This is a genomic window from Mediterranea sp. An20, from assembly GCF_002160055.1.
Taxonomy (GTDB): Bacteria; Bacteroidota; Bacteroidia; order Bacteroidales; family Bacteroidaceae; genus Bacteroides; species Bacteroides avicola.
In genome coordinates this window covers 12796-33352 of the sequence record NZ_NFJV01000008.1, presented here as the reverse complement: position 1 = coordinate 33352, position 20557 = coordinate 12796, and the positions used below count along the sequence as shown (strand labels likewise).

11 protein-coding genes and 1 other RNA gene are annotated in these 20557 nt (G+C 50.9%); 9 read left to right on the top strand and 3 right to left on the bottom strand.

The annotated features are described in order from the left end of the window. Positions 1 to 69 precede the first annotated feature (69 nt). Both B5F34_RS06170 and B5F34_RS06165 read left to right on the top strand, forming a co-directional pair. Complete coding sequence (locus B5F34_RS06170; protein WP_087336178.1) at positions 70 to 4014, top strand: ATP-binding protein; 3945 nt, start codon at positions 70 to 72, stop codon at positions 4012 to 4014. Between the two features lie 408 nt (positions 4015 to 4422). Then, positions 4423 to 6171: a 5'-nucleotidase C-terminal domain-containing protein gene (locus tag B5F34_RS06165; protein WP_087336177.1), complete on the top strand. Its 1749-nt coding sequence runs from the start codon at positions 4423 to 4425 to the stop codon at positions 6169 to 6171. On the opposite strand, the gene B5F34_RS06160 is transcribed toward B5F34_RS06165, so the two are convergent. The 3 genes from B5F34_RS06160 to B5F34_RS06150 form a co-directional block, all read right to left on the bottom strand. Further along, positions 6172 to 7491, bottom strand: a complete 1320-nt coding sequence (locus tag B5F34_RS06160) for a YihY/virulence factor BrkB family protein (RefSeq protein ID WP_087336175.1) — start codon at positions 7489 to 7491, stop codon at positions 6172 to 6174. It abuts the gene before it with no gap. Between the two features lie 42 nt (positions 7492 to 7533). Further along, positions 7534 to 7899: RNase P RNA component class A (rnpB, locus tag B5F34_RS06155), an RNA gene on the bottom strand. A 321-nt stretch (positions 7900 to 8220) separates the two neighbouring features. Further along, positions 8221 to 9315: a DUF3810 domain-containing protein gene (locus B5F34_RS06150; protein WP_087336173.1), complete on the bottom strand. Its 1095-nt coding sequence runs from the start codon at positions 9313 to 9315 to the stop codon at positions 8221 to 8223. 247 nt (positions 9316 to 9562) lie between these two features. Between B5F34_RS06150 and B5F34_RS06145 the strand changes: the two genes are divergently transcribed. The 7 genes from B5F34_RS06145 to B5F34_RS06115 all read left to right on the top strand — a co-directional run bounded on the left by B5F34_RS06145 (position 9563) and on the right by B5F34_RS06115 (position 20545). Continuing rightward, positions 9563 to 12022 carry an FAD-dependent oxidoreductase gene (locus B5F34_RS06145; protein WP_087336344.1) on the top strand — a complete coding sequence of 820 codons (2460 nt, stop codon included), beginning with the start codon at positions 9563 to 9565 and terminating at the stop codon, positions 12020 to 12022. Further along, on the top strand, positions 12022 to 12387 hold the full coding sequence (locus tag B5F34_RS06140) for a MarR family transcriptional regulator (protein ID WP_087336171.1): 366 nt from the start codon (positions 12022 to 12024) through the stop codon (positions 12385 to 12387). The genes B5F34_RS06145 and B5F34_RS06140 overlap by 1 nt, the downstream gene beginning before the upstream one ends. 63 nt (positions 12388 to 12450) lie before the next feature. After that, a complete protein-coding gene (locus B5F34_RS06135) occupies positions 12451 to 15177 on the top strand; it encodes a valine--tRNA ligase (RefSeq protein ID WP_087336169.1) in 2727 nt (908 codons plus the stop codon). 1047 nt (positions 15178 to 16224) lie between these two features. Beyond that, positions 16225 to 16686 carry an AraC family transcriptional regulator gene (locus B5F34_RS06130; protein WP_087336342.1) on the top strand — a complete coding sequence of 154 codons (462 nt, stop codon included), beginning with the start codon at positions 16225 to 16227 and terminating at the stop codon, positions 16684 to 16686. Between the two features lie 114 nt (positions 16687 to 16800). Beyond that, the gene (locus B5F34_RS06125) at positions 16801 to 18864 is read left to right on the top strand and encodes a hypothetical protein (protein ID WP_087336167.1); all 2064 of its coding nucleotides are present in this window, start codon (positions 16801 to 16803) and stop codon (positions 18862 to 18864) included. Positions 18865 to 18891: 27 nt separating this feature from the next. Beyond that, the gene (locus B5F34_RS06120) at positions 18892 to 19821 is read left to right on the top strand and encodes a BT1926 family outer membrane beta-barrel protein (protein WP_087336165.1); all 930 of its coding nucleotides are present in this window, start codon (positions 18892 to 18894) and stop codon (positions 19819 to 19821) included. A gap of 124 nt (positions 19822 to 19945) precedes the next feature. Further along, positions 19946 to 20545, top strand: coding sequence for a DUF4369 domain-containing protein (locus tag B5F34_RS06115; RefSeq protein ID WP_140392967.1), 600 nt, complete (start codon positions 19946 to 19948; stop codon positions 20543 to 20545). The last annotated feature ends 12 nt before the right edge of the window (positions 20546 to 20557 follow it).

The following is a 20557-nucleotide window of genomic DNA, read 5'->3' as shown; positions in this document are numbered from 1 at the left end:
AAACGGGCCTGATACAGTGTGAACAGTTTGTGGATAGCAAACCGATGCCTAATTTATAATAACAACTTTATGAGTGAAACCAGATTTAAAAAAGACGAGATATACCTGTTGCCGGTAAAAGAAATCAGGACGGAAAACACCCGTTCGTTTTATATCGTCGAAGCCGATGGGATGGAATATGCCATTCCGTTGTTTGCCTTTCAGAAAAATGACCCCACTCCCGAACAGCTTTCGTGTCTGGTCAAGGATGTGCACGACGACATGCCGGTCTTTACTCAAGACTTTGCCCCCATCATTTCCCGGTTTTACGAAGAGGCTAAGGTTTATCCTTTCTGGGTACGGAATGATTTCACCCAGATACCCAACGGTTACTATGAGGTGGCCGATTGGAACGGCTTGTTTTTCCGCCTGCAATATTATGGCAGGGCCAAGTTGAGCATCCGGCAGCGGATAGAATGCCGGGTGCGTTCTATCAGGGGCAATAAGCTGTGTCTGGAACTGGTGACGAAAGACGCTGCCAGCGGGCGAAGCCTTCCTTTGCTCCTGTTGGAAGACATACTGGAAGCCGTCGGCGCCAGTCGTAGCATCATTGTGTGGCTCAAAAAACTGTTTGTCAGAGCCAAGGTGTTTAAGGAAGCGAATGAAGCCTTTATGAACGACAACGAAGAGTGGATTATCATTGCCATAGAATCTTTGTCGAAAAGCATGGATGTCTGGGTAGGTCCCGGTCACCGGCGAAACCGCCTGTATCTGGAATTGTTCAAGAGTATTTGCATCTATCTGCTCGAAGACTCGGACACGCTGGCCCAATGCGCTGCTCCGGAGCGGAGTGCTTACCAGGCCATGCTGTCTGCTGCGTTGGAAAATGCAGATATTTATCTCGATTCGGTCCGTCTGATTGATAACCATGAGCATATTCCCTGCATCGACTCTTATTTGCGTAAGATGCAGCAGTCCGGCTACCTGTATCATCCTGAGCGGAAGCTGAGAAAACTGATGTGTATATTCAATCTCCAGCCGGATATTGTGGAGGAAAAGATGCAGGTCATCTTCGATACTATCCTGAAAGGCAATAAAGAAAACTGGAAGACAGAACCGTTTCGGAGCGCCTTTATTCAGATGCTTTCACTGTTTATCGAGAAGAAGCGGGAGAGCATTGACAAACTGGCCAGCATTGAGAATGACGAGATGCGCGAAAACCTCTCTAAGCTGATCAAGGCGCTGGCCATCCAGCTTTTGTTGGCCAACGAGAAAGATAATTTTGAAAGGCCCTTGAGCCGTGCGATGCTCTACAGGTATCTGACTTATATCAAAGGAAGCAACAGCTCGATTCTTACGGAAAAAGCCTTTGACAGCCTGACCGATGCCGAACAGTACAAACTGGAGTTTGGCTGGAATGAGGTGAACGACATGACATTGCTGGCTATCCGGTTGTCTTCCGGCTTCGGCAACGACAGGCAGAAGAAAACTACCGTGATGCAGACATACAACGGTGCCAACTGTAAACTGCAAATCATGAACGGCAACATATTCATTCAGTCGTCCGAGAAGACGAAGCAGGTGCCTTGTCTGCCCGAAGATCTTCTGCCGTGGCATCATATTCAGATTTTTCTGCCCGATACCGATAACTTGTCGTGGCCGGCAAATACGCACGAACTGGCCAAGTGCCAGAAATGCTGGAAGGACATAGAATATGGACTGATAAACAGCCCGGCACTGAAACCGGTCAGGAAGAACAAGAAACTGAAAGCAGAGACGGGTGATGAGGTCTACATACGCATCGTCCATCAGGATCCTGCCGATCCCGACTATTTTATTTGCAGAATAGAAGATGATGCTTACTATGGCGAAGGACGCCTGAACGTGAGAAACATTGTACGCTATAACATTTATGCCAATGAGAGTGCCTTCTTCGACGAAAACGGTCGGCCTTATCTGCTGAAGGCCAAAGTGCTGAGCGTGAACTCCGGTGGTATGTTGAACTTCACAATGACAGACTATATCAACGATTTTGTGAGGGAATGCGTGCAGACGGGAGATGTCGTGAAGTGCATCGTCTTGGATCTCTTTAATAATTCTTATTTATGCGTCAGTGAAGTGGGCTATTCATTGCAGGTGCCTGTAGAGGAGACGGAGCCGTTAAAACCAGGTGAATGTATTGAAGTGTCGGTATCTAATTACCGGCAGACTAATGTCATTGATGCAGAGTTTGAAAGGAAGGTTGTGGGTACTTTCACTTTGAACGAAGCTTTTGCCGACTTGATTTGCAGTTACGCTGATGACAAGGTGTACGAGGATGCTGTGCGCGAATATGATTTGGAGCAGCCTGAAGTGACCATGGAAAAATCATACGTGGAAGAACTTATTCATATCATCGACCGGATGGCCATCCAGGAGAAGGATTATTTCCTGACCTACAACTACCTGGCATTTACGAGAATTCTGGCACTTATGATCCGCAATCGGGACTGGGCTGCTTATTTTAATGAGCGGATGCGGCTTATCCGGATGTTGCAGCTTTTTGTCATCAACGGGAAAATTGATGAAGAGAGACTCAAGGAACTGGGTAAGTCTAATAGGGATATGATTAACAACTATCCCGTTTTGGAGACCAAGCTGCTCGAATTGCAGATTGTAGGGTGCATGGACTGTCCGGAGCACGACGGTTTTGTCTGGAACGTCATTTCATCGGAAGGAGATAAACATCTCAGGCAGTTGGCACAGTTGGTTATCAGCTACAACAGCCTTAAGAATTTCAATATGATGAATGAGCGTGAGGCTATCCGGAACAAAATCAACGAAGTGCTCAATGTCGGGGTGAAGCAGCCTGCTTTGAGTTATTGGGGCGAGGAAAACCTGCACCAGGAATTCAAGACAAGTATCGTCTATCCGCCTGACAACCACATGAAGGCTGATGTAAAGAGGCAGACTCAGGAAATCATGCAGGTAATCTGCGGATTCCTGAATGCGGACGGCGGGACTCTATATCTGGGAGTGAACGACCAGGGATATGCTTCCGGGCTGGAACAGGACCTGGAATATCTGAAGATGAGCAAGGATCAGTTTGACTTGTATGTGCGGAATAACATTGTTTCTTCTATGGGCAATGAGGCCAATGCCTGCATTGACGCCTATTATCCGGAGGCTGGCAGAAAACTGGTATATGCCCTCAAGATAACCCCCTGCTCTCGTCCGGTAAGAATGAAAGGCACTGTCTATCAGCGTCAGGGAAGTTCTACCTGGCCGCTTTTAGGGAATGCTTTGGAGGCTTTCCTCGCTGCACGCGAGACCGGTGCGGAAAGCAGGGGTACGGAAAACTTGCAGACTGCCGCTGCCGGTGCGGAAGAGGGGTTGGCAGAAAGCAATCCCGAAGAAGAGAACGCGAAGAATGACTCGTCTCTTTGCAAGACAACAGCCGGGCGGGTGGTGGAGACAAGCCGCATCCGCGAGAATCCGGTACACAGTTGGAATGACAATTTCGGTGCAGATACGGTGTGCTATCTGCATTTCTTGCCCGGTCATGAATATATGATAACCGATGGCGAGTATTGGGAAGAGACGGAACTGACGCTGGCCGTGAAGACCGATGAGAAATATATCATTCTGGTTTATGAAACGGGAGAAGTCTTGAAAGTACCGGTGGCTGAGTTGATGGATAAAAGAAAGCGAACGCCTTATAAGCGTTGCCAGCGTTCACGGCTGTTTTTTGCCTGTCCTTCTGCTTCCGACGACGCTTTGCTGTATGGGGTGACCAACAATACGGGGCAGGTTTACTTGCGGCTCGATGAGGTGTCGGGCCTCAAGGAAGGAAAGATGATGGATTTGGGCGAACAGCTGACAACCGTCGAACATTTAGGAGTGGTGCAGTGTGAAATCATGAAACCTGTCCATATCCCTTCCTTGAAAAAGATATATAACTTGCGGAAAACGCAAATCGGAAATGTCCTGAGCAGCCAGTGGGGATACGAGGAACTGGAGTATTTGAAAAAGATAGGGATAGAGGTCAGGGAATAAAGTGTCGGCAGACAAGCATTTCATTTTTTTCTTGTATCTTTGTCGGGCAGAGTGTGCTTAACAGCTCCTGGCAGAGGCGGGGATTTCCTTTCTTGGGCGCTTGCAGGCAAATTTCCGCGGGCTTGGAAGCAGCCTGCTTAGCCTTTGGAAGCAGCCTGCTTAGCCTTTGGAAGCAACCTGCTTAGCCTTTGGAAGCAACCTGCTTAGCCTTTGGAAGCAACCTGCTTAGCCTTTGGAAGCAACGTGTTGTCAGACAAGAAGATACATGTATACCACTTGCCTTGTCCGTTATCTGCCGGAACAGCTGGTATCTCTTTCTTCCTGAATGGGGTTGGTGGCGCATGATAGGCAGAATTGTGTTGGTTTAATTTAGAAGTTTTGGTAAAAAACACCCAGTTATTGTAACCTATGGTACATTTCATTTTTTGGTTGGCCATGTTGTTGGCATGGCCGGTGATGGCTCAGTCGCAGACACGCGAAGTGAAACTGAAAATAGTAGAAACTTCTGACGTGCATGGTAATTTTTATCCTTATGATTTCATCCGGCGGCAACCGGCAGAGGGTAGCTTGGCACGGGTGCAGACTTTTGTCAAGCAGCAGCGGGAAACGTATGGCGATAATCTGCTCTTGCTGGACAACGGAGACATACTGCAAGGGCAGCCCGCGGCCTATTATTACAATTATATGGATACGTTGGCACCGCACCTGACGGCAGAAATGCTCAACTTCATGGGCTATGATGCGGGTAATATGGGGAATCATGATGTGGAGACAGGACGTGCTGTGTTCGACCGCTGGATAGGCGATTGCCACTTCCCGGTGCTGGGAGCCAATATCATAGAGACGGCTACCGGAAAGACGCACTGCAAGCCATACGTGGTACTGGAGCGCGATGGGGTAAAGCTGGTGGTACTGGGGATGATTACGCCTGCCATTCCCATGTGGCTTTCCGAGAGCCTGTGGCCGGGATTGCGCTTTGAAGACATGGAAGAAACAGCGCGCAAGTGGTTGCCCCTTATTCGTGAGCGGGAGCAGCCGGATGTGGTCGTCGGACTGTTTCATGCCGGAAAGGAAGGGGTGACGATGGGAGGAAAATATCGTGACAATGCTTCGGTGGAGGTGGCGCAAAGGGTGCCTGGATTTGATGTGGTGCTGATAGGGCACGACCATGCCAGAGCCTGCTTCAAGGTGGCCAATGTGGCGGGCGATTCGGTATGGGTGGTGAACCCGGCCAACAACGCACTGGCGGTGGGCGACGTGGAGGTGACGTTGACATTAGAAGACGGAAAGGTGACTGGCAAGCGGGTGGAAGGCCGTCTGACGGATGTCGGCAGGTTGGAACCGGATGCGGAGTTCCTGGCACATTTTGCCCCGCAGTATGACAGCATACAGGCTTTTGTGTCGAAGCGAATCGGACGGTTCACACAGACCATCTCTACGCGGCAGGCTTATTTCGGACCCTCTGCCTTTGTCGACCTGATTCATCGTCTGCAACTGGAGATTGGCAAGGCAGACATTTCGCTGGCGGCTCCTTTGTCGTTCGATGCTCAGATTAAGGAGGGCGATGTGTACGTGAGTGATATGTTCAACTTGTATAAGTATGAGAACATGCTCTACACCATGCAGTTGTCCGGTAAGGAAATTCACGATGCCCTGGAGATGTCGTATGCGTTGTGGACGAATCAGATGAAATCGGCCGACGACCACCTGCTGCTGTTGCGCGAAAACAGTGGCAAGGGAGGAGAAGGTTCCGGAGAACGGGCTTTCTTCCAGAATCCCAGTTACAACTTCGATTCGGCTGCCGGTATCATCTATACAGTGGACGTGACGCAGCCCGCAGGGCAGAAGGTGAAGATTCTGAGTATGGCCGACGGTACCACTCCTTTTGAAGAAGAAAAGATGTATCGGGTGGCTGTCAATTCGTATCGCGGCAACGGTGGTGGAGAATTGCTGACCAAAGGGGCAGGCATTTCGCAAGAAGACCTGAAGGAGCGCATCCTGTTTGCTACGGACAAGGACTTGCGCTACTACCTGATGCAATACATCGAGCGTTGGGGGGTGATAAAACCGGAAAGTCTGGATCAGTGGAAGTTCATCCCCTCCAGCTGGGCGAAACCGGCTGCTGAAAGGGATTATGAGATTCTTTTCGGACTTTAATCACAGGTCCTTGAGCAGGATTTTCTCCGTACTTTTGTAATACTCTTCTTTGGCCTTCATCAGAACGTCCCATTCGTCGTTGAAGGCCTTTTCCTTGTCTATTTTGAAATCTTCCGACCCGTGTATGTCCAGGCGGTCCAGCAAGAGAGCCACGTTGAGCTGGTTGATGTCCATCGAGGGCAGGTAGGCTATGTCATCGTTTTTCTCGTCTGTGCTGACCTCGTGGATGAGATGGATTTCCTGCAATTCATAGAGGGTGAGGTGTGTCAGTTGGATAGGAATGCGGCAAGCCTCGGAGATGGCTTCGGCTGTGTAGGGTGGCTCGTTGTGTGCGAAGCGTTTGGCAATGAGCGACATGATGAGGATGGAGACAAACTCACGGTATCGGTGGCTGATGTTGCGGGTGTCTTTGTCGAAGCTGAAATTGCTGATGTTTTGGCTGGCGTATGTCAGTTGGGCGCCGAAAAGGCAGATAGTCCATGAGATTTGCAGCCATAGCAGGAACATGGGTAGGGCGGCAAAACTTCCGTAGATGGCATTGTAGCGCGATACCCACAACTGTCCGCTGATGTAAAGGAACTGAAATGCCTGGTGGGCCGAACCTGCCAGGATGCCGGAGATGAGCGCATGCTTGAATTTCACCTTGGTATTGGGCATGAAGATGTAAAGCCCTGTAAACATGAACCATGTCAGTGCAAACGGAATGAGGCGTATCATGAATTTGCCCAAGGGAGCCAGCAGCGCATAGTCTTCCACGTGTTTCAGGGCGGTGCTCATGTAGATGGACAGACCGCCGGACACGACCAGCAGCAAGGGGATGAGCAGTAGCATGGAGGTGTAGTCGGTGATTTTGCGGTACATGCTGCGTGCTTTTTTCACCTGCCAGATGCGGTTGAAGGTGATTTCCATGTTGTTGATAAGGTTCAGCACCGTCCAGAGCAACAGGATGAGGCCTACGCCGATGAACACTCCGCTTTTGGTTTGCGCCAGGTAGGAGTTGACAAACTCAAGGATAACTTCCATTGCCTCGGCAGAACCTCCGAAGCCGGACATGATTTGCTGGCGGATGAGGTTGTCGAAGCCAAAGCCGCGGGCAATGGCAAAGACGATGGCAAGGATGGGGACAATAGCCAGCAGGGTGCTGTAGGTCAGCGCTGAGGCTTTGTTGACCACACGGTCTTGGGTGAAGCGGTTGATGCAGAGGAAAACGCTTTTGATGATATTGTACACGGAGAAGGTGGTACGGGTCACTTCATTCTCAGTGATGCGCCAGATGTCATCCGTCAGGAATTTCCAGAGGGCGGCAATGCGTTTGTTCATACTACTTATTTATATATAATGGTATCTCTTGCTGTTTCAAAGGAAAGCAGTCGGCCTGTAAGCCGGGTTCTGTGCCCCACCGGAGTGGGGTGTCTGTCATTTATCTCGTCCGTATGTCGCCATACGGCTTTAGCGGTCTACCCTCCGACATGGAGCGAGCAACTCTCTTTACGCCGGTTTACATGACCTTACAACTCCCAAGACGCACGGCCCTTGTGTCGCCACAAGGCCGGTGGGCTCTTACCCCACCTTCTCACCCTTACCGCTGGAACCCAAAGGCGCAGCGGCGGTTCTTTTCTTCTGCGTTACTCTACCCTCGCGGACAGCTTTCTGTTAGGAAGTGGGATGCTCTGTGTTGCCCGGACTTTCCTCCCGCATCGGAATGCGAGCGACAGACCGGCCGACTGCTTAGTGGCAGCAAAGATACGAAAACTTAATGTTGCGGCAAAAACTTTGTATGGATAGATTGAGCCATACGCCTGGATTTCGTTTCTCGAAAGGAGGACGGTTTTGCAGGCATTGGGTGAAGATTTTTCTTCGTGTGATTGTAATTTCTTGCTTATCAGTGAAATACTCCTTATATATATCGCGCTTGCTGCTTAGCGCCCGGCAATCTGCTTCTTATAGCTTGGCAGTTTGTTGCTTAGCGTCAGGCAGTGTTTTGCCATGTGTTCATCCGGATAGCCGTCAATGCGGGCAGCTTCCTGCACGGAGAGTTTTCCGATGCGCTTAAGAGGGCTGATTGAGCCGATTGAAGGATTTCTGCGCCTTTTCGCAGGAAATGAGCAGGCCGATAACTTGCGAATAGCTTTTTTGTCCTTCGGCAATGCGGTTTCCTTTCAGATACAGTTCATAAAGTCTGCTTTGTGCCTCGCCGATGTATCGGTTGTACTTGCTTAGCCAGAATTCCTGGTTCTGGCGGGCCAGTCGGAGAATTTCAGGACGGATGTCCTGGCAGAGAACAGCATATTCTTCTGGGGTCATCAGTCGGTAGGCATTGTTCAGCACGTGGGGCAGGAGCGAGAGGTAGCCGCTGAAGCGGATGGCCTTATGGGAGGAACGGGTACAAACCACGTAGGCGTAGAAGTTGGCCTCACCCTCGTTGGAGATACCCAGCAGGTGGGCCAGTTCGTGGGTATAGGTGGCAGGATATTCCGACAGAGGCACATCGCCGTTGACGGTGAATTCGCAGAAGAACGGCCCCATGCTGCCCTTGACTCCCACCATCGAAGCGAGGCGAGAGAAGAGCATGGTCTTTACCTTGGGATGGCTGTTGAAGGGGGCATGTACTCCCCATCGGGGGGCTATCTGTTTGTAGCCTTTCACCGCTTCTTGGCAAAGAGTGTCAGGGCTGACAAGCATGGACGGGGTATAGGAGGCATTCAGCCGATTGATGTAGTGGCGTGCGAAAGCATGGAAATCTTCTTCCGTGTACTGGGCAGGAGAGATACCCGCCCGATGGTAAAAGTCGGATTGCGAATACTTCAGTCCCCAGGCCAGATAGAACCATACGTAGACCCATACCAGGTATTCGGCAGAGCCCGCCAGCCCGGCGCACCACCTCCTCTTCTGATGAAACCGGACGTAGAACGGCCACGCCACCACGCCCACGAGGCTGAGGGCGATGAACAGGTCGCCCACGGCGAAGGGCACCAGGCCGGACAGACCGGACAACTGCTTGCCGATAATCGGGTAGATGCATTGTGCGTAGACATCGCCCCAGCCCGGGACGGCTTGCAGCAGGATGACGGCCACCAGCAGGATGGCCAATAGGAAGAGTCGCACGAGGCGTACTGTAGTGTGGCTTTTCTTTTTCTGAAACATAAGTCCTTGTATATTTTGTTGCCCAAAAGTACTGTAAAAAGATGAGATGCGGAATGGTTTACCGGATTTTTTCAAGCCCGCACCACATTTGCCGTTACATTGGGAGACATATTGGGCAGTACACTTCCCAATAATTGTTAAAGCCTAATTTATTTTCTGATGGAAACTTTTCTTGTTCGCTTTAATACTGTATTTTTGCAAAAGTTTCTAATGGAAAATAATTATGCAAGAGAAAGGAGATACTCGTATGAAAATCATTATTGTAGGAGGAGTAGCAGGAGGAGCTACTGCTGCGGCTCGTATCCGTCGCAATACCGAGAAAGCAGAAATTATTCTGTTCGAGAAAGGAGCGTACATCTCGTATGCCAACTGTGGTTTACCTTATTATATCGGGGGCGTCATTGAGGAGCGCGACCGGCTTTTCGTGCAGACACCCGAGGCTTTCGGGCAGCGTTTTAATATTGACGTGCGTACCCATTCGGAAGTTGCTGCCATTGATGTGAAGCGCAAGGAAGTGACCGTGCGTACTGCCGACGGAAAGACATACCGGGAGAGTTACGACAAACTGCTGCTTTCGCCGGGTGCCTCGCCCGTGCGTCCTCCGCTGAAGGGCATCGACTCGGAAGGCATCTTCACCCTGCGCAACGTCAGCGACACCGACCGCATCAAGCAATACCTGGGCGAGAAGCAGGTGAAGCGTGCCGTCATTGTAGGCGGAGGCTTCATTGGCTTGGAGATGGCAGAGAACCTGGCACATGCCGGAGTGGAAGTGTCGGTGGTGGAGATGGCCGACCAGGTGATGGGGCCCATCGACTACTCCATGGCTTCGCTGGTGCACGAACATCTGCAGCAGAAGGGCGTGAAGCTTTACTTGGGTCAGGCGGTGGAAGGATTCGAGCAGACGGACGGAGGGTTGGACGTGGCTTTCAAGTCGGGCATCCGCTTGCATGTGGACCTGGTGATTCTCTCTATCGGCGTGCGGGCCGAGACGCGGCTGGCCTCGGAAGCCGGGTTGAAGCTGGGCGAGATGAAGGGCATCTATGTTAACGAATACCTCCAGACTTCGGACGAGGATGTCTATGCCGTAGGCGATGCTATCGAGTTTCCGCATCCCCTCACGGGCAAGCCGTGGCTCAACTTCCTGGCAGGTCCTGCCAACCGCCAGGCACGCATCGTGGCAGACAATCTGGTCTTCGGCAACCGGGTGGCGTATGAAGGTTCCATCGGCACGTCTATCGCCAAGGTGTTCGACCTGACGGTTGCCTCCACCGGACTTCCCGCCAAGCGGTTGAAGCAGATGGGCATTGATTACCTTTCGTCCACTACGCACTCGGCCTCTCATGCCGGCTATTATCCGGGCGCCTTGCAGATGGCCGTCAAGGTCACGTTCTCTCCCAAGGACGGACGGCTTTACGGTGCACAGATAGTGGGTTGTGACGGGGTGGACAAGCGGATTGACGAATTGGCACTGGTCATCAAGCAGGGAGGCACGGTCTACGACCTCACCAGGCTGGAGCACGCCTATGCGCCGCCTTTCTCGTCGGCCAAGGACCCGGTGGCCATTGCAGGTTATGTGGCTGGCAATATCCTGAGCGGGAAGATGACACCCCTCTATTGGCGCGAACTGAAGGACGCCGACCTGAGTGGGGTGACTTTGGTGGATGTGCGCACCCGGGATGAATTCGAGCTGGGTGCTATTCCTGGTGCCCTCAACCTGCCGCTTGACGGACTGCGGGAACATCTGGACGAGATACCTCGCAATAAGCCCGTATGGGTGTATTGCGGCGTGGGATTGCGTGGCTACCTTGCCAGCAACATATTGAAGGATAATGGTTTTAAAGAAGTACGCAACCTGATAGGCGGTCTCAAGACTTACAAGGCGGCCATCACGCCGGTGCGTCTGCCGGATGAGGGGTCGTCTGCACCGAAACGCCCGGTGGAGTGTGCTTGTGCCCCGGTGGACGAGTCGGCGGCAAAGCTGGTCAAGGTAAATGCTTGCGGTGTGCAGTGCCCCGGTCCCATCCTGAAGTTGAAGAAGGGTATGGAAGCCTTGCAACCCGGCGAGTGCCTGGAGGTGAGTGCCACCGATGCCGGATTTCCCCGCGATGCTGAGGCTTGGTGCCGTACGACCGGCCACCGCATCCTCTCCAAAACAGAAGAGAACGGTGTGTATCGGGTGCGTATCGCCAAGGAAGATGCACCGGCCCTGCCGGCCACGCCGCAAGCAGGTGGGGGTGGGAAAGGCAAGACTTTCATTCTCTTCAGCGACGACCTCGACAAGGCATTGGCCACGTTTGTCCTGGCAAACGGCGCAGCGGCCACGGGCGAGAAGGTGACCATATTCTTCACCTTCTGGGGACTGAATGCCATCAAGAAAGAGCGGAAGCCCGCCGTGCAGAAAGACTTCTTCGGCAAGATGTTCGGGTTGATGCTTCCGTCCGATTCGCGGAAGCTGAAACTTTCGAAGCTGAACATGTTGGGTATCGGTGCGAGGATGATGCGTTACCTGATGAAGCAGAAGGGAGTGGATTCGCTTGAGTCGCTCCGTCGGCAAGCCCTCGACAACGGGGTGGAGTTCATTGCCTGCCAGATGTCTATGGACGTGATGGGCGTGAAGCGCGAAGAACTGTTGGATGAAGTGAGCATTGGCGGTGTGGCCACATACATGAACCGTGCCGATGAGGCGAATGTTAATTTGTTTATCTGATGGAGAAGATTCAATGTATCTGTGGGATGAGGGACCTGGTGAGGGCCCTTTCCCAACTGGAAACCCAACTGGAGGAAAACTACGGTGTGACGCTTAACGAGGCGATGGTGCTGTGCAGCGTGGGAGGGGACACCGTGTCGGCAGGTGACATCACAGCCTGCACAGGCATGACCCCTTCGCACGCCTCAAAGACCATCCGCTCGGTGGAAGACAAGGGCCTTCTGGCACGCAAGCTGGGCGAGCACGACAAGCGCCAGATGTATTTCGCCCTGACCCGCAAGGGCAAGAATTGCCTGGGGCGCATCAAGGAGCAGGGGGTGGATGCGCCCGAATGGCTTGCACCTTTGTTGAATCCTGTGCCTTAGTTGTGTCGGGATTCAAATATAATTCGTAATTTTGCGCCCATTATCAAACTAATCTACAAAGACATGGAATTAGCAAGCAAATACAACCCCGCCGATGTGGAGGGTAAATGGTACCAGTATTGGCTGGATCACCACCTTTTCAGTTCCAAACCCGATGGCCGCGAGCCGTACACCATCGTCATCCCGCCCCCCAACGTGACGGGCGTGCTCCACATGGGCCACATGCTGAACAATACCATCCAAGATATCCTGGTGCGTCGCGCCCGCATGGAGGGCAAGAATGCCTGCTGGGTGCCCGGCACCGACCACGCTTCCATCGCCACCGAGGCTAAGGTGGTGGCCAAACTGGCTGCACAGGGCATCAAGAAGACCGACCTGACGCGCGACGAGTTCCTGCGTCATGCCTGGGACTGGACAAACGAGCACGGCGGCATCATCCTGAAGCAGCTTCGCCGTCTCGGTGCCTCCTGTGACTGGGACCGTACCGCCTTCACTATGGACGAGACGCGCAGCAAGAGCGTCATCAAAGTGTTCGTGGATTTGTACAATAAAGGTCTCATCTACCGCGGCGTGCGCATGGTCAACTGGGACCCCAAGGCGCTGACCGCCCTCAGCGACGAGGAAGTTATCTATAAGGAGGAGCACGGCAAGTTCTACTACCTCAGGTACTATATAGCCCCCTCAACTCCCCCCGAGGGGGGAGTTGAGGGGACCCCGGCCTACGCCGTTGTGGCCACCACCCGCCCCGAAACCATCATGGGCGATACGGCCATGTGCATCAACCCCAACGACCCCAAGACGCAGTGGCTGAAGGGCAAGAAGGTCATCGTGCCCCTGGTGAACCGTGTCATCCCCGTCATCGAGGACGAGTACGTTGATATGGAGTTCGGTACGGGTTGCCTGAAGGTGACACCCGCCCACGACGTCAACGACTACATGCTGGGCGAGAAGCACAACCTGCCCAGCATCGACATCTTCAACGATGACGGCACGCTGAGCGAAGCCGCCGGCCTCTACGTGGGCATGGACCGCTTTGACGTGCGCCGCCAGATCGAGAAAGACCTGGATGATGCCGGCTTGCTGGAGAAAGTGGAAGCCTATACTAATAAGGTAGGTTTCTCCGAACGTACCAACGTGCCCATCGAACCGAAGCTCTCCATGCAGTGGTTCCTCAAGATGCAGCACTTTGCCGACATGGCCCTGCCGCCAGTGATGAACGATGAACTGAAGTTCTATCCCGCCAAGTACAAGAACACGTACCGCAACTGGCTGGAGAACATCAAGGACTGGTGCATCAGCCGCCAGTTGTGGTGGGGACACCGCATCCCGGCCTGGTATGTGGAAGCAAAGCAGCCCCTCCAAACCTCCCCCGAAGGGGAGGCTTATAAGTTGCCCAAAGTTATCGTGGCCGAAAATGAGGAAGAAGCTTGGAAACAACTATATGCCCAATGCCCTTCGTTGGCTCAAAGCTCCCCCTCGGGGGGAGTTGAGGGGGCCGTCACTCTGCACCAGGACGAGGATTGCCTCGACACGTGGTTCTCTTCGTGGCTGTGGCCCATCTCCCTCTTCGACGGTATCAACAACCCCGGCAACGAGGAAATCAAATACTATTATCCCACGAGCGACTTGGTGACTGGCCCGGACATCATCTTCTTCTGGGTAGCCCGCATGATTATGGCAGGATACGAGTACATGGGCGACATGCCTTTCCGCAATGTCTACTTCACAGGCATCGTGCGCGACAAGCTGGGCCGCAAGATGTCCAAGTCATTGGGCAATTCGCCCGACCCGCTGGAGCTGATAGACAAGTTCGGAGCCGACGGCGTGCGCATGGGTATGATGCTCTCTGCCCCGGCTGGCAATGACATCCTGTTCGACGAGGCATTGTGCGAGCAAGGACGTAACTTCTGCAACAAGATATGGAACGCCTTCCGCCTGCTCAAAGGCTGGGAGGTAAGTGACGGTGTGGCTGTGCCCGAATCATCCGTTCTGGCCATGCAATGGTTCGAAGCCAAGCAGAATGCAGTGGCTGCCGAGGTGGCGGACCTTTTCTCGAAGTACCGCCTGAGCGAGGCCCTGATGGCTGTCTACAAGCTCTTCTGGGACGAGTTCTCGTCCTGGTACCTGGAGATGATCAAGCCTGCCTACGGCCAGCCCATCAGCCGGGAGGTGTACGACCGCACCATCGGTTTCTTCGACAATCTGTTGCATCTGCTGCACCCCTTCATGCCGTTCATCACCGAAGAGCTTTGGCAGCACCTTTGCGAACGCAAGGAAGGCGAAAGCCTGATGGTCAGCCCGATGCTGGCACCTGCTGCTTACGATGAAAGCTTGCTCCGGCAGTTTGAGGTGGTGAAGGAGGTGGTCAGCAACGTCCGTGCCATCCGTTTGCAGAAGAACATCGCGCAGAAGGAAACTCTGGAGCTTCAGGTTGTTGGCGGGAATCCCATTGCCGGCTATAATGCCGTGCTGACCAAGATGTGCAACCTCTCTGCTATCCATGTTGTAGAAAACAAGGCCGAAGGGGCTGCCGCCTTCATGGTGGGTACCACGGAATACGCCGTTCCTCTGGGCAACCTGATTGACGTGGAAGCCGAGATTGCCCGTATGGAAGCCGAACTGAAACACAAGGAAGGCTTCTTGCAGGGTGTGCTGAAGAAGCTTTCGAACGAGAAGTTTGTGGCCCATGCACCAGCTGCCGTCATCGAGTTGGAGCGCAAGAAGCAGGCTGATGCCGAAAGCATCATTAAGTCTCTGAAGGAAAGCATTGCTGCATTGAAGAAAGCATAAGCTACCTCTTAATTCTATAAAAAAAGCGGAAATGTGCCAGTCGAAGATTGGGTGCATTTCCGCTTTCTTCGTATGTAGATATCCTTTATTAAACGCAGAGACGTAGAAGCGCAGAGCTTAGTTTTATTTCTTGAGCGGGCAAAGAGCGCACGGATTGTTGTTTGGCTCCGTGTCCTTTGCCTTCTCTGAATGAATCTTCTGCGTTTTTGCGTCTCTGCGTTCGCTTTATTTCGCAAATCATTCTCGTCCTGCTATACTTTGCATCCATCTTCCTTCTTATAGCGTAGAAGCCGGCTTGATAAGGCTTGGCAGCGCGCTTCTGAGCGCTTGGCAGTAGACAGCCTGTTACGGCGTGTAGGCTGTGAAAGATGCGTGAAAGATGTATCTTTCACAGTAAATGACTGGTCAATAGGTTGTTAGGTTGCGTGAAAGATGTGAAGGCTGTTGGGTAAAACACTTATATAAAGAAGGTGAAACATCGGCTGGAGAAAGTAGAAACAGGAGAATCTCCTTATGACATGCATCGGGGTCATCCGGAAAAATGAATCCCCAAATATAGACATTAAGCTTTCTCAAATGCAGGTTTAGCCTTCTCAAATGCAGGTTTAGCCTTCTCAAATGCAGGTTTAGCTTCCTCAAATGCAGGTTTAGCTTCCTAATATGGCTGTTTAGGTGAGACATCGTGCAGGCTTGTCTGGCATTTCCACTTTCTTCTATCTTATTATTTGACACCTGCCACTCATTTTGCTTCCTTCTTCTTCCAAGTTGTTCATTTTTCTTTTTAGAGAAAAAGAGCGGAACGTTAGTTTTTTTTATCCGTTCAGGTTGCTTTTTATTCCATTTTTGTAGCGGAATTAAAAAAAAGTCCTAAATCTTAAAATAAAATAGGTCAAATTAAAGATTTTCTTCTTTTTTATCTATATGATTAAAATTTCATCCCTATATTTGCTGCGCATAAGGAAAGATAGTTGATTCATCTGAATGAATGCAAAAACAGACATAGGGCCGATGTTGCCTGGGCAGTTCGGTCCGCAAACTAAAAGAACCATGAGCATGAAAGTCGGTACGAAACCTATTACGAGAGACGAAGGAGAGGCAAGTAACCTGCGGATAGAGGAATCGGATGTGAAGCAACCGACTCCGAAGATGAAGATGCTGTATGAGAATGTGCTGTTTGTGTTCGAAAAGAGGCAGGTGTATCTGGATAAAAACATCAATCTGGCAAAGCTGAGCCAGATGCTGTTCACCAATACGACCTATCTGTCTAAGGTGGTCAACCGTTTTTTCGGCTGCAATTTGAAGACTTTGTTGAACCGTTATCGGGTAGAATATGCCAAGCAGTTGCTGAGAAAGGAGGAATGCAATATGGAGGATTTACCGGCACGGTGCGGGTTCATCTCGCGGAGTACGTTCTATGCTGCTTTCACGCGTTTTGAACATGCAACGCCCACAGAATACAGGGATCATGCCTTGACAGACATCTTGAGGACGGGGACAGAGGAAATTTAGTGGAGAGGAGGAACAGACGGGAAAGAGAGAAGTTGAAATAGAATTGATTATGAGAGATTGATAAATCATTAAATTAACTAATTTACTAACTTTTATTCACTAACAAGTTTTATTATGAAAAAAAAGTGGACTTATCTGGCCGTGGCCGGCATGTTGCTGGGTACGGCGCCGGTTTTCACCGGATGTGTTGACAATGACGAGCCGGCAGGCATCGAACAGCTGCGCGGCGCAAAAGCACAGCTGCTGCAGGCAAAGGCTGCGGTAGAAGAAGCTAAAGCCTTGGTTAAGCAGGCACAAGCCGAATATAAGCAGGCTGAGGCACAAAGAATGCGTGCTTGGGCGGCACAGGCTGAATATGAAGCTGAACTGAAGAGATTGGAAGTTGAACGGGCTGAGGCTGCGACTGAATATGAAAAAGTAATGTATCAGGAGAAGATTCAGTACTTGCAGGAACAAATGGAAATTTCTGCAATTCAGCATCAGCAGGAAATGCTTCAGAATCAGTATAATCTGGAGTATACAAAACGTCAAATTGAACTGCTGATGGAACGCCTTGAGATTGCCGATGCAATTGGCAGCGAAGAAGTAAGCGTTTCTATATCTTATTTGGAACAGCAAGTTAAGAAAGCATACTGCACTTTGTATGGTGGTAAATGGGGAACAGGGGAGAATGATGAAGTTTCTGAGGACGAAGCTTTGTACAATATCATGATTCAGGCCCAGGAAGCTGTTTACAATGCTATGCTGAATCACTCGCATGGTATTATTACAGATTTATCTGGTAATAAATCATACATTGCTCAGTTGGAATATGAAGTTGCCAAAGAGCAGGCTAGACTTGATGCAGAAAAGAAAGCATTGGAGAAAGTACAGAATTTCTTGGAAGAAGATGTCTTGACTGCTGACTGGCGTGCACAAATCGCATCTTTGGAGGATGAAATTGCTGAGGTAAAGAAGAATTGGGATGCTGCATGGGTAGCTCAGGAAACAACTCAAAATTCAGGTAGTTATCTGGAAGCCAAGCAAAAGCTGTATGGTATTTATAGCAAAGATAAGCCCATGGGGTCTCTTTCTACTCCTACAAACATTCAGGTAGAAGGCATTGTATGTGACTATCCTACTGCTTCCAACGCTCTTGAGGCTGTTCAGGATGGTGCATACCAGACCTATATAAAGGCTAAGAGAGAAGTTAAGAAGCAAAAGAAAGACGAAGCCAATATCTTTACATTGGCAGAAGGCGAACTGACGAAAGGCATTTCTGCAGGTCTAAATACTGTCTTGAATCAAGCTGAAACTGCTGTGTATGGTATCAGCACTTTGACTTGGACGAATGGTATTGCTTATGATGAGATGTCTTATCGCTATTACGATAAAACGACCGATAAAGTTCTTGGTAAGGTGAATGTGGAAGAAGGAGAATATCCTGTAACTGTTGATGAGAATGGTGATGAGGTAACAAGCGGCTGGACGGTTGCTATGCTGTTCCAGACTATCCAGAAGATGGAACTTATCATTGCTGAAGCTGAAGAAAATAAGCTGATTACCACGGCACTTGAAACTGAGTTTGGCGCATTGAAAACAAATTTAGCGACAGCCAAGACTACTCTGAATGCTGCTTTCGAAAAGGCATATACAGATGCATTTGGCACTGCTGAAAAGGCTTTGACTGATGCTGAAACTGCATTGCTCACAGCTGATGCTGCTATGGCTGCCGAGGAAGCTAAGATCACTGATCTTAAGGTGGAAGTTGCTAAATGGAAAGATACCTATGATGCATATACTGCAATCAAGGATGCGTTAGTACAAGCTGTTAATAATAACCTGACGCTCGGTGGAAATGTGAAGTTTGATGACACAGAAGGCTTTGAATTGGCTTTGTCTAAGGAAGAGTTACGTTGTCAAAAAGCTGTTTCGAAAACTGAACAGCTTCTGGCTGATGCACAGGTCGAATTGGAAAAGGCACAAGATGGTCAATATGACGACTTGACTCGTGCTCAGCACAAATTGGAAGTTGCCAACTACAACTACAACCAAGGCTTGACTGACTATCAGGATGCTCTTGATGACTTGAACACCGCTTTAGCAGCTATCGCTGACGAAGAAGAAGGCGGCAACGCAGAGCAGCCCGGTGACGGCAACGAAGATCCCGCAGGTGAAGAAGAACAGCCTGCTGAATAATTTGAGTTATCACATTAACTTGACACAATGATTAAGAAACTTTGCACAATCTTATTGGCGGCCGCGCTCGCCGTACCCGCATTGGCACAGACGGGCAGCGGCGACTCCAAGAAGGATGGTGTAGTGTTTGGACCTCAGAAAGGGCAATGGCAAATCTCGATGGTGTTGGGAGGAGGCAATTCGTTCTATGACGATAATATTCAATTCTTGCTTCCTAAATACAACAACTTCGGAGGAGCCATTGGCCTTCCGAATGGTGGAATAGGTGGTGAAATCTCAGTACCAGGACAAGGCATCTATGATGACTCCGGGTATTTGGATAGCTTCCTGAATATCAGTGGGTTCAACGGTAATAGTCTGGTCAATATCATCGGTCTCCAGGCGAAATACTTCTTCACGGATTGTTGGGACATCAACTTCTCGTTGGGTTACAACATCAGCATCACGCCGAAGAAGGATTTCATTGAAGGAGATACCGAGATCGATGACATGGTCATCCCCAGCCAGAAATACATCAACGCGCAGGCCACGAACAATTGGTATGCAAACGTAGGTGTAGACCGTTACTTCAAGACCCGCAACGCACGCATCAATCCTTATGTTGGAGCCACAGTGGGCTTCCAAATGGCCCGCATTGAGACTACGGAACCTTATACCGGCAAAATCATCAACGACCCGGATGCTTCCGAGGATGGAGATGAAGATACTTATATCGACCAGGCTGTCTATCTTGCCGCAGGCAAGGTTGGCCAGATGTTTGCCTTGAAAGGCGCCTTGGTGGCCGGTATTGAATACAGCCTGACACCGGGTTTGATTCTCGGCTTTGAGATGCAGCCGGTGGCCTATCGTTACGACATTATCCAGATAGCCCCGCAAGGCTTCGATAAGTACAACGTGAGCCACCACAACATCAAGCTCTTTGACATGCCGGTGTTGAAGCTGGGCTTCCGGTTCTAAGGAACAAATGTGACGTACGAAGACGCTCCGTAAATAGTGGTGCGTCCGGGACAATAAGAAGGCGATTCAGCTAACAGAAGTAGCCGGATCGCCTTTATCTTTCTAACTCTTTAATTTATTTGTGATGGGAAAACATCTGTTGTCCGTAGCCGCGGCAGTTGCCGTCTTGCTGCTGGGGGGATGTGGCGGAAACAGGCAGGGGGCAGGCAAAGGCTGTGTCTTGTCCGGCCATACCTCCTTGTCGGGGTTCGAAATGGCTTACTTGGTGGATGTGGACCGTAACCGTCTGGACAGTATGCCGCTGACAGAGGACGGTCGTTTTACATTCAGCGTGTCCGACAGCGTGGCGAGCGCTTATCCGCTCCTTCTGCAATTGGAAAACCCCGGCAAACCGTCTGATGAACTGAACATGCCGTTTATGGTCGAAGCGGGTGAAGTCCGTATGGAACTCGGTGAGTATGTCCGTGTCTGGGGTACGCCTCTCAACAGTCGCGTCCAGCAGTTTCTGGACGACTTGCAGGCTTGCGCAGATGCAGTCATGGCACGTGAGGGCATCTCTGAACGCGAAGTCAAGGAGGTCTTTTCTGAGTTCTACAAGCTTCAGATTCTGTCCAACAAAGACAACGCTTTGAGCAGCTGGATTTTGCACGACTACGGCATTCACCTGCTTCCTGCCGACCGCAGGCAGGTGGAGGCAGAGTTGCCCAACGCGCAGGAAATCTAATCTGATGTTTGC

Excerpts from the sequence above, each read along its gene's own strand:
- B5F34_RS06145 (WP_087336344.1), top strand. The coding sequence starts at position 9,563 with ATGAAAATCATTATTGTAGGAGGAGTAGCAGGAGGAGCTACTGCTGCG.
- B5F34_RS06120 (WP_087336165.1), top strand. The coding sequence starts at position 18,892 with ATGATTAAGAAACTTTGCACAATCTTATTGGCGGCCGCGCTCGCCGTA.
- B5F34_RS06125 (WP_087336167.1), top strand. The coding sequence starts at position 16,801 with ATGAAAAAAAAGTGGACTTATCTGGCCGTGGCCGGCATGTTGCTGGGT.
- B5F34_RS06165 (WP_087336177.1), top strand. The coding sequence starts at position 4,423 with ATGGTACATTTCATTTTTTGGTTGGCCATGTTGTTGGCATGGCCGGTG.
- B5F34_RS06130 (WP_087336342.1), top strand. The coding sequence starts at position 16,225 with ATGAGCATGAAAGTCGGTACGAAACCTATTACGAGAGACGAAGGAGAG.
- B5F34_RS06160 (WP_087336175.1), bottom strand. The coding sequence starts at position 7,491 with ATGAACAAACGCATTGCCGCCCTCTGGAAATTCCTGACGGATGACATC.
- B5F34_RS06140 (WP_087336171.1), top strand. The coding sequence starts at position 12,022 with ATGGAGAAGATTCAATGTATCTGTGGGATGAGGGACCTGGTGAGGGCC.
- B5F34_RS06170 (WP_087336178.1), top strand. The coding sequence starts at position 70 with ATGAGTGAAACCAGATTTAAAAAAGACGAGATATACCTGTTGCCGGTA.
- B5F34_RS06115 (WP_140392967.1), top strand. The coding sequence starts at position 19,946 with ATGGGAAAACATCTGTTGTCCGTAGCCGCGGCAGTTGCCGTCTTGCTG.
- B5F34_RS06135 (WP_087336169.1), top strand. The coding sequence starts at position 12,451 with ATGGAATTAGCAAGCAAATACAACCCCGCCGATGTGGAGGGTAAATGG.
- B5F34_RS06150 (WP_087336173.1), bottom strand. The coding sequence starts at position 9,315 with ATGTTTCAGAAAAAGAAAAGCCACACTACAGTACGCCTCGTGCGACTC.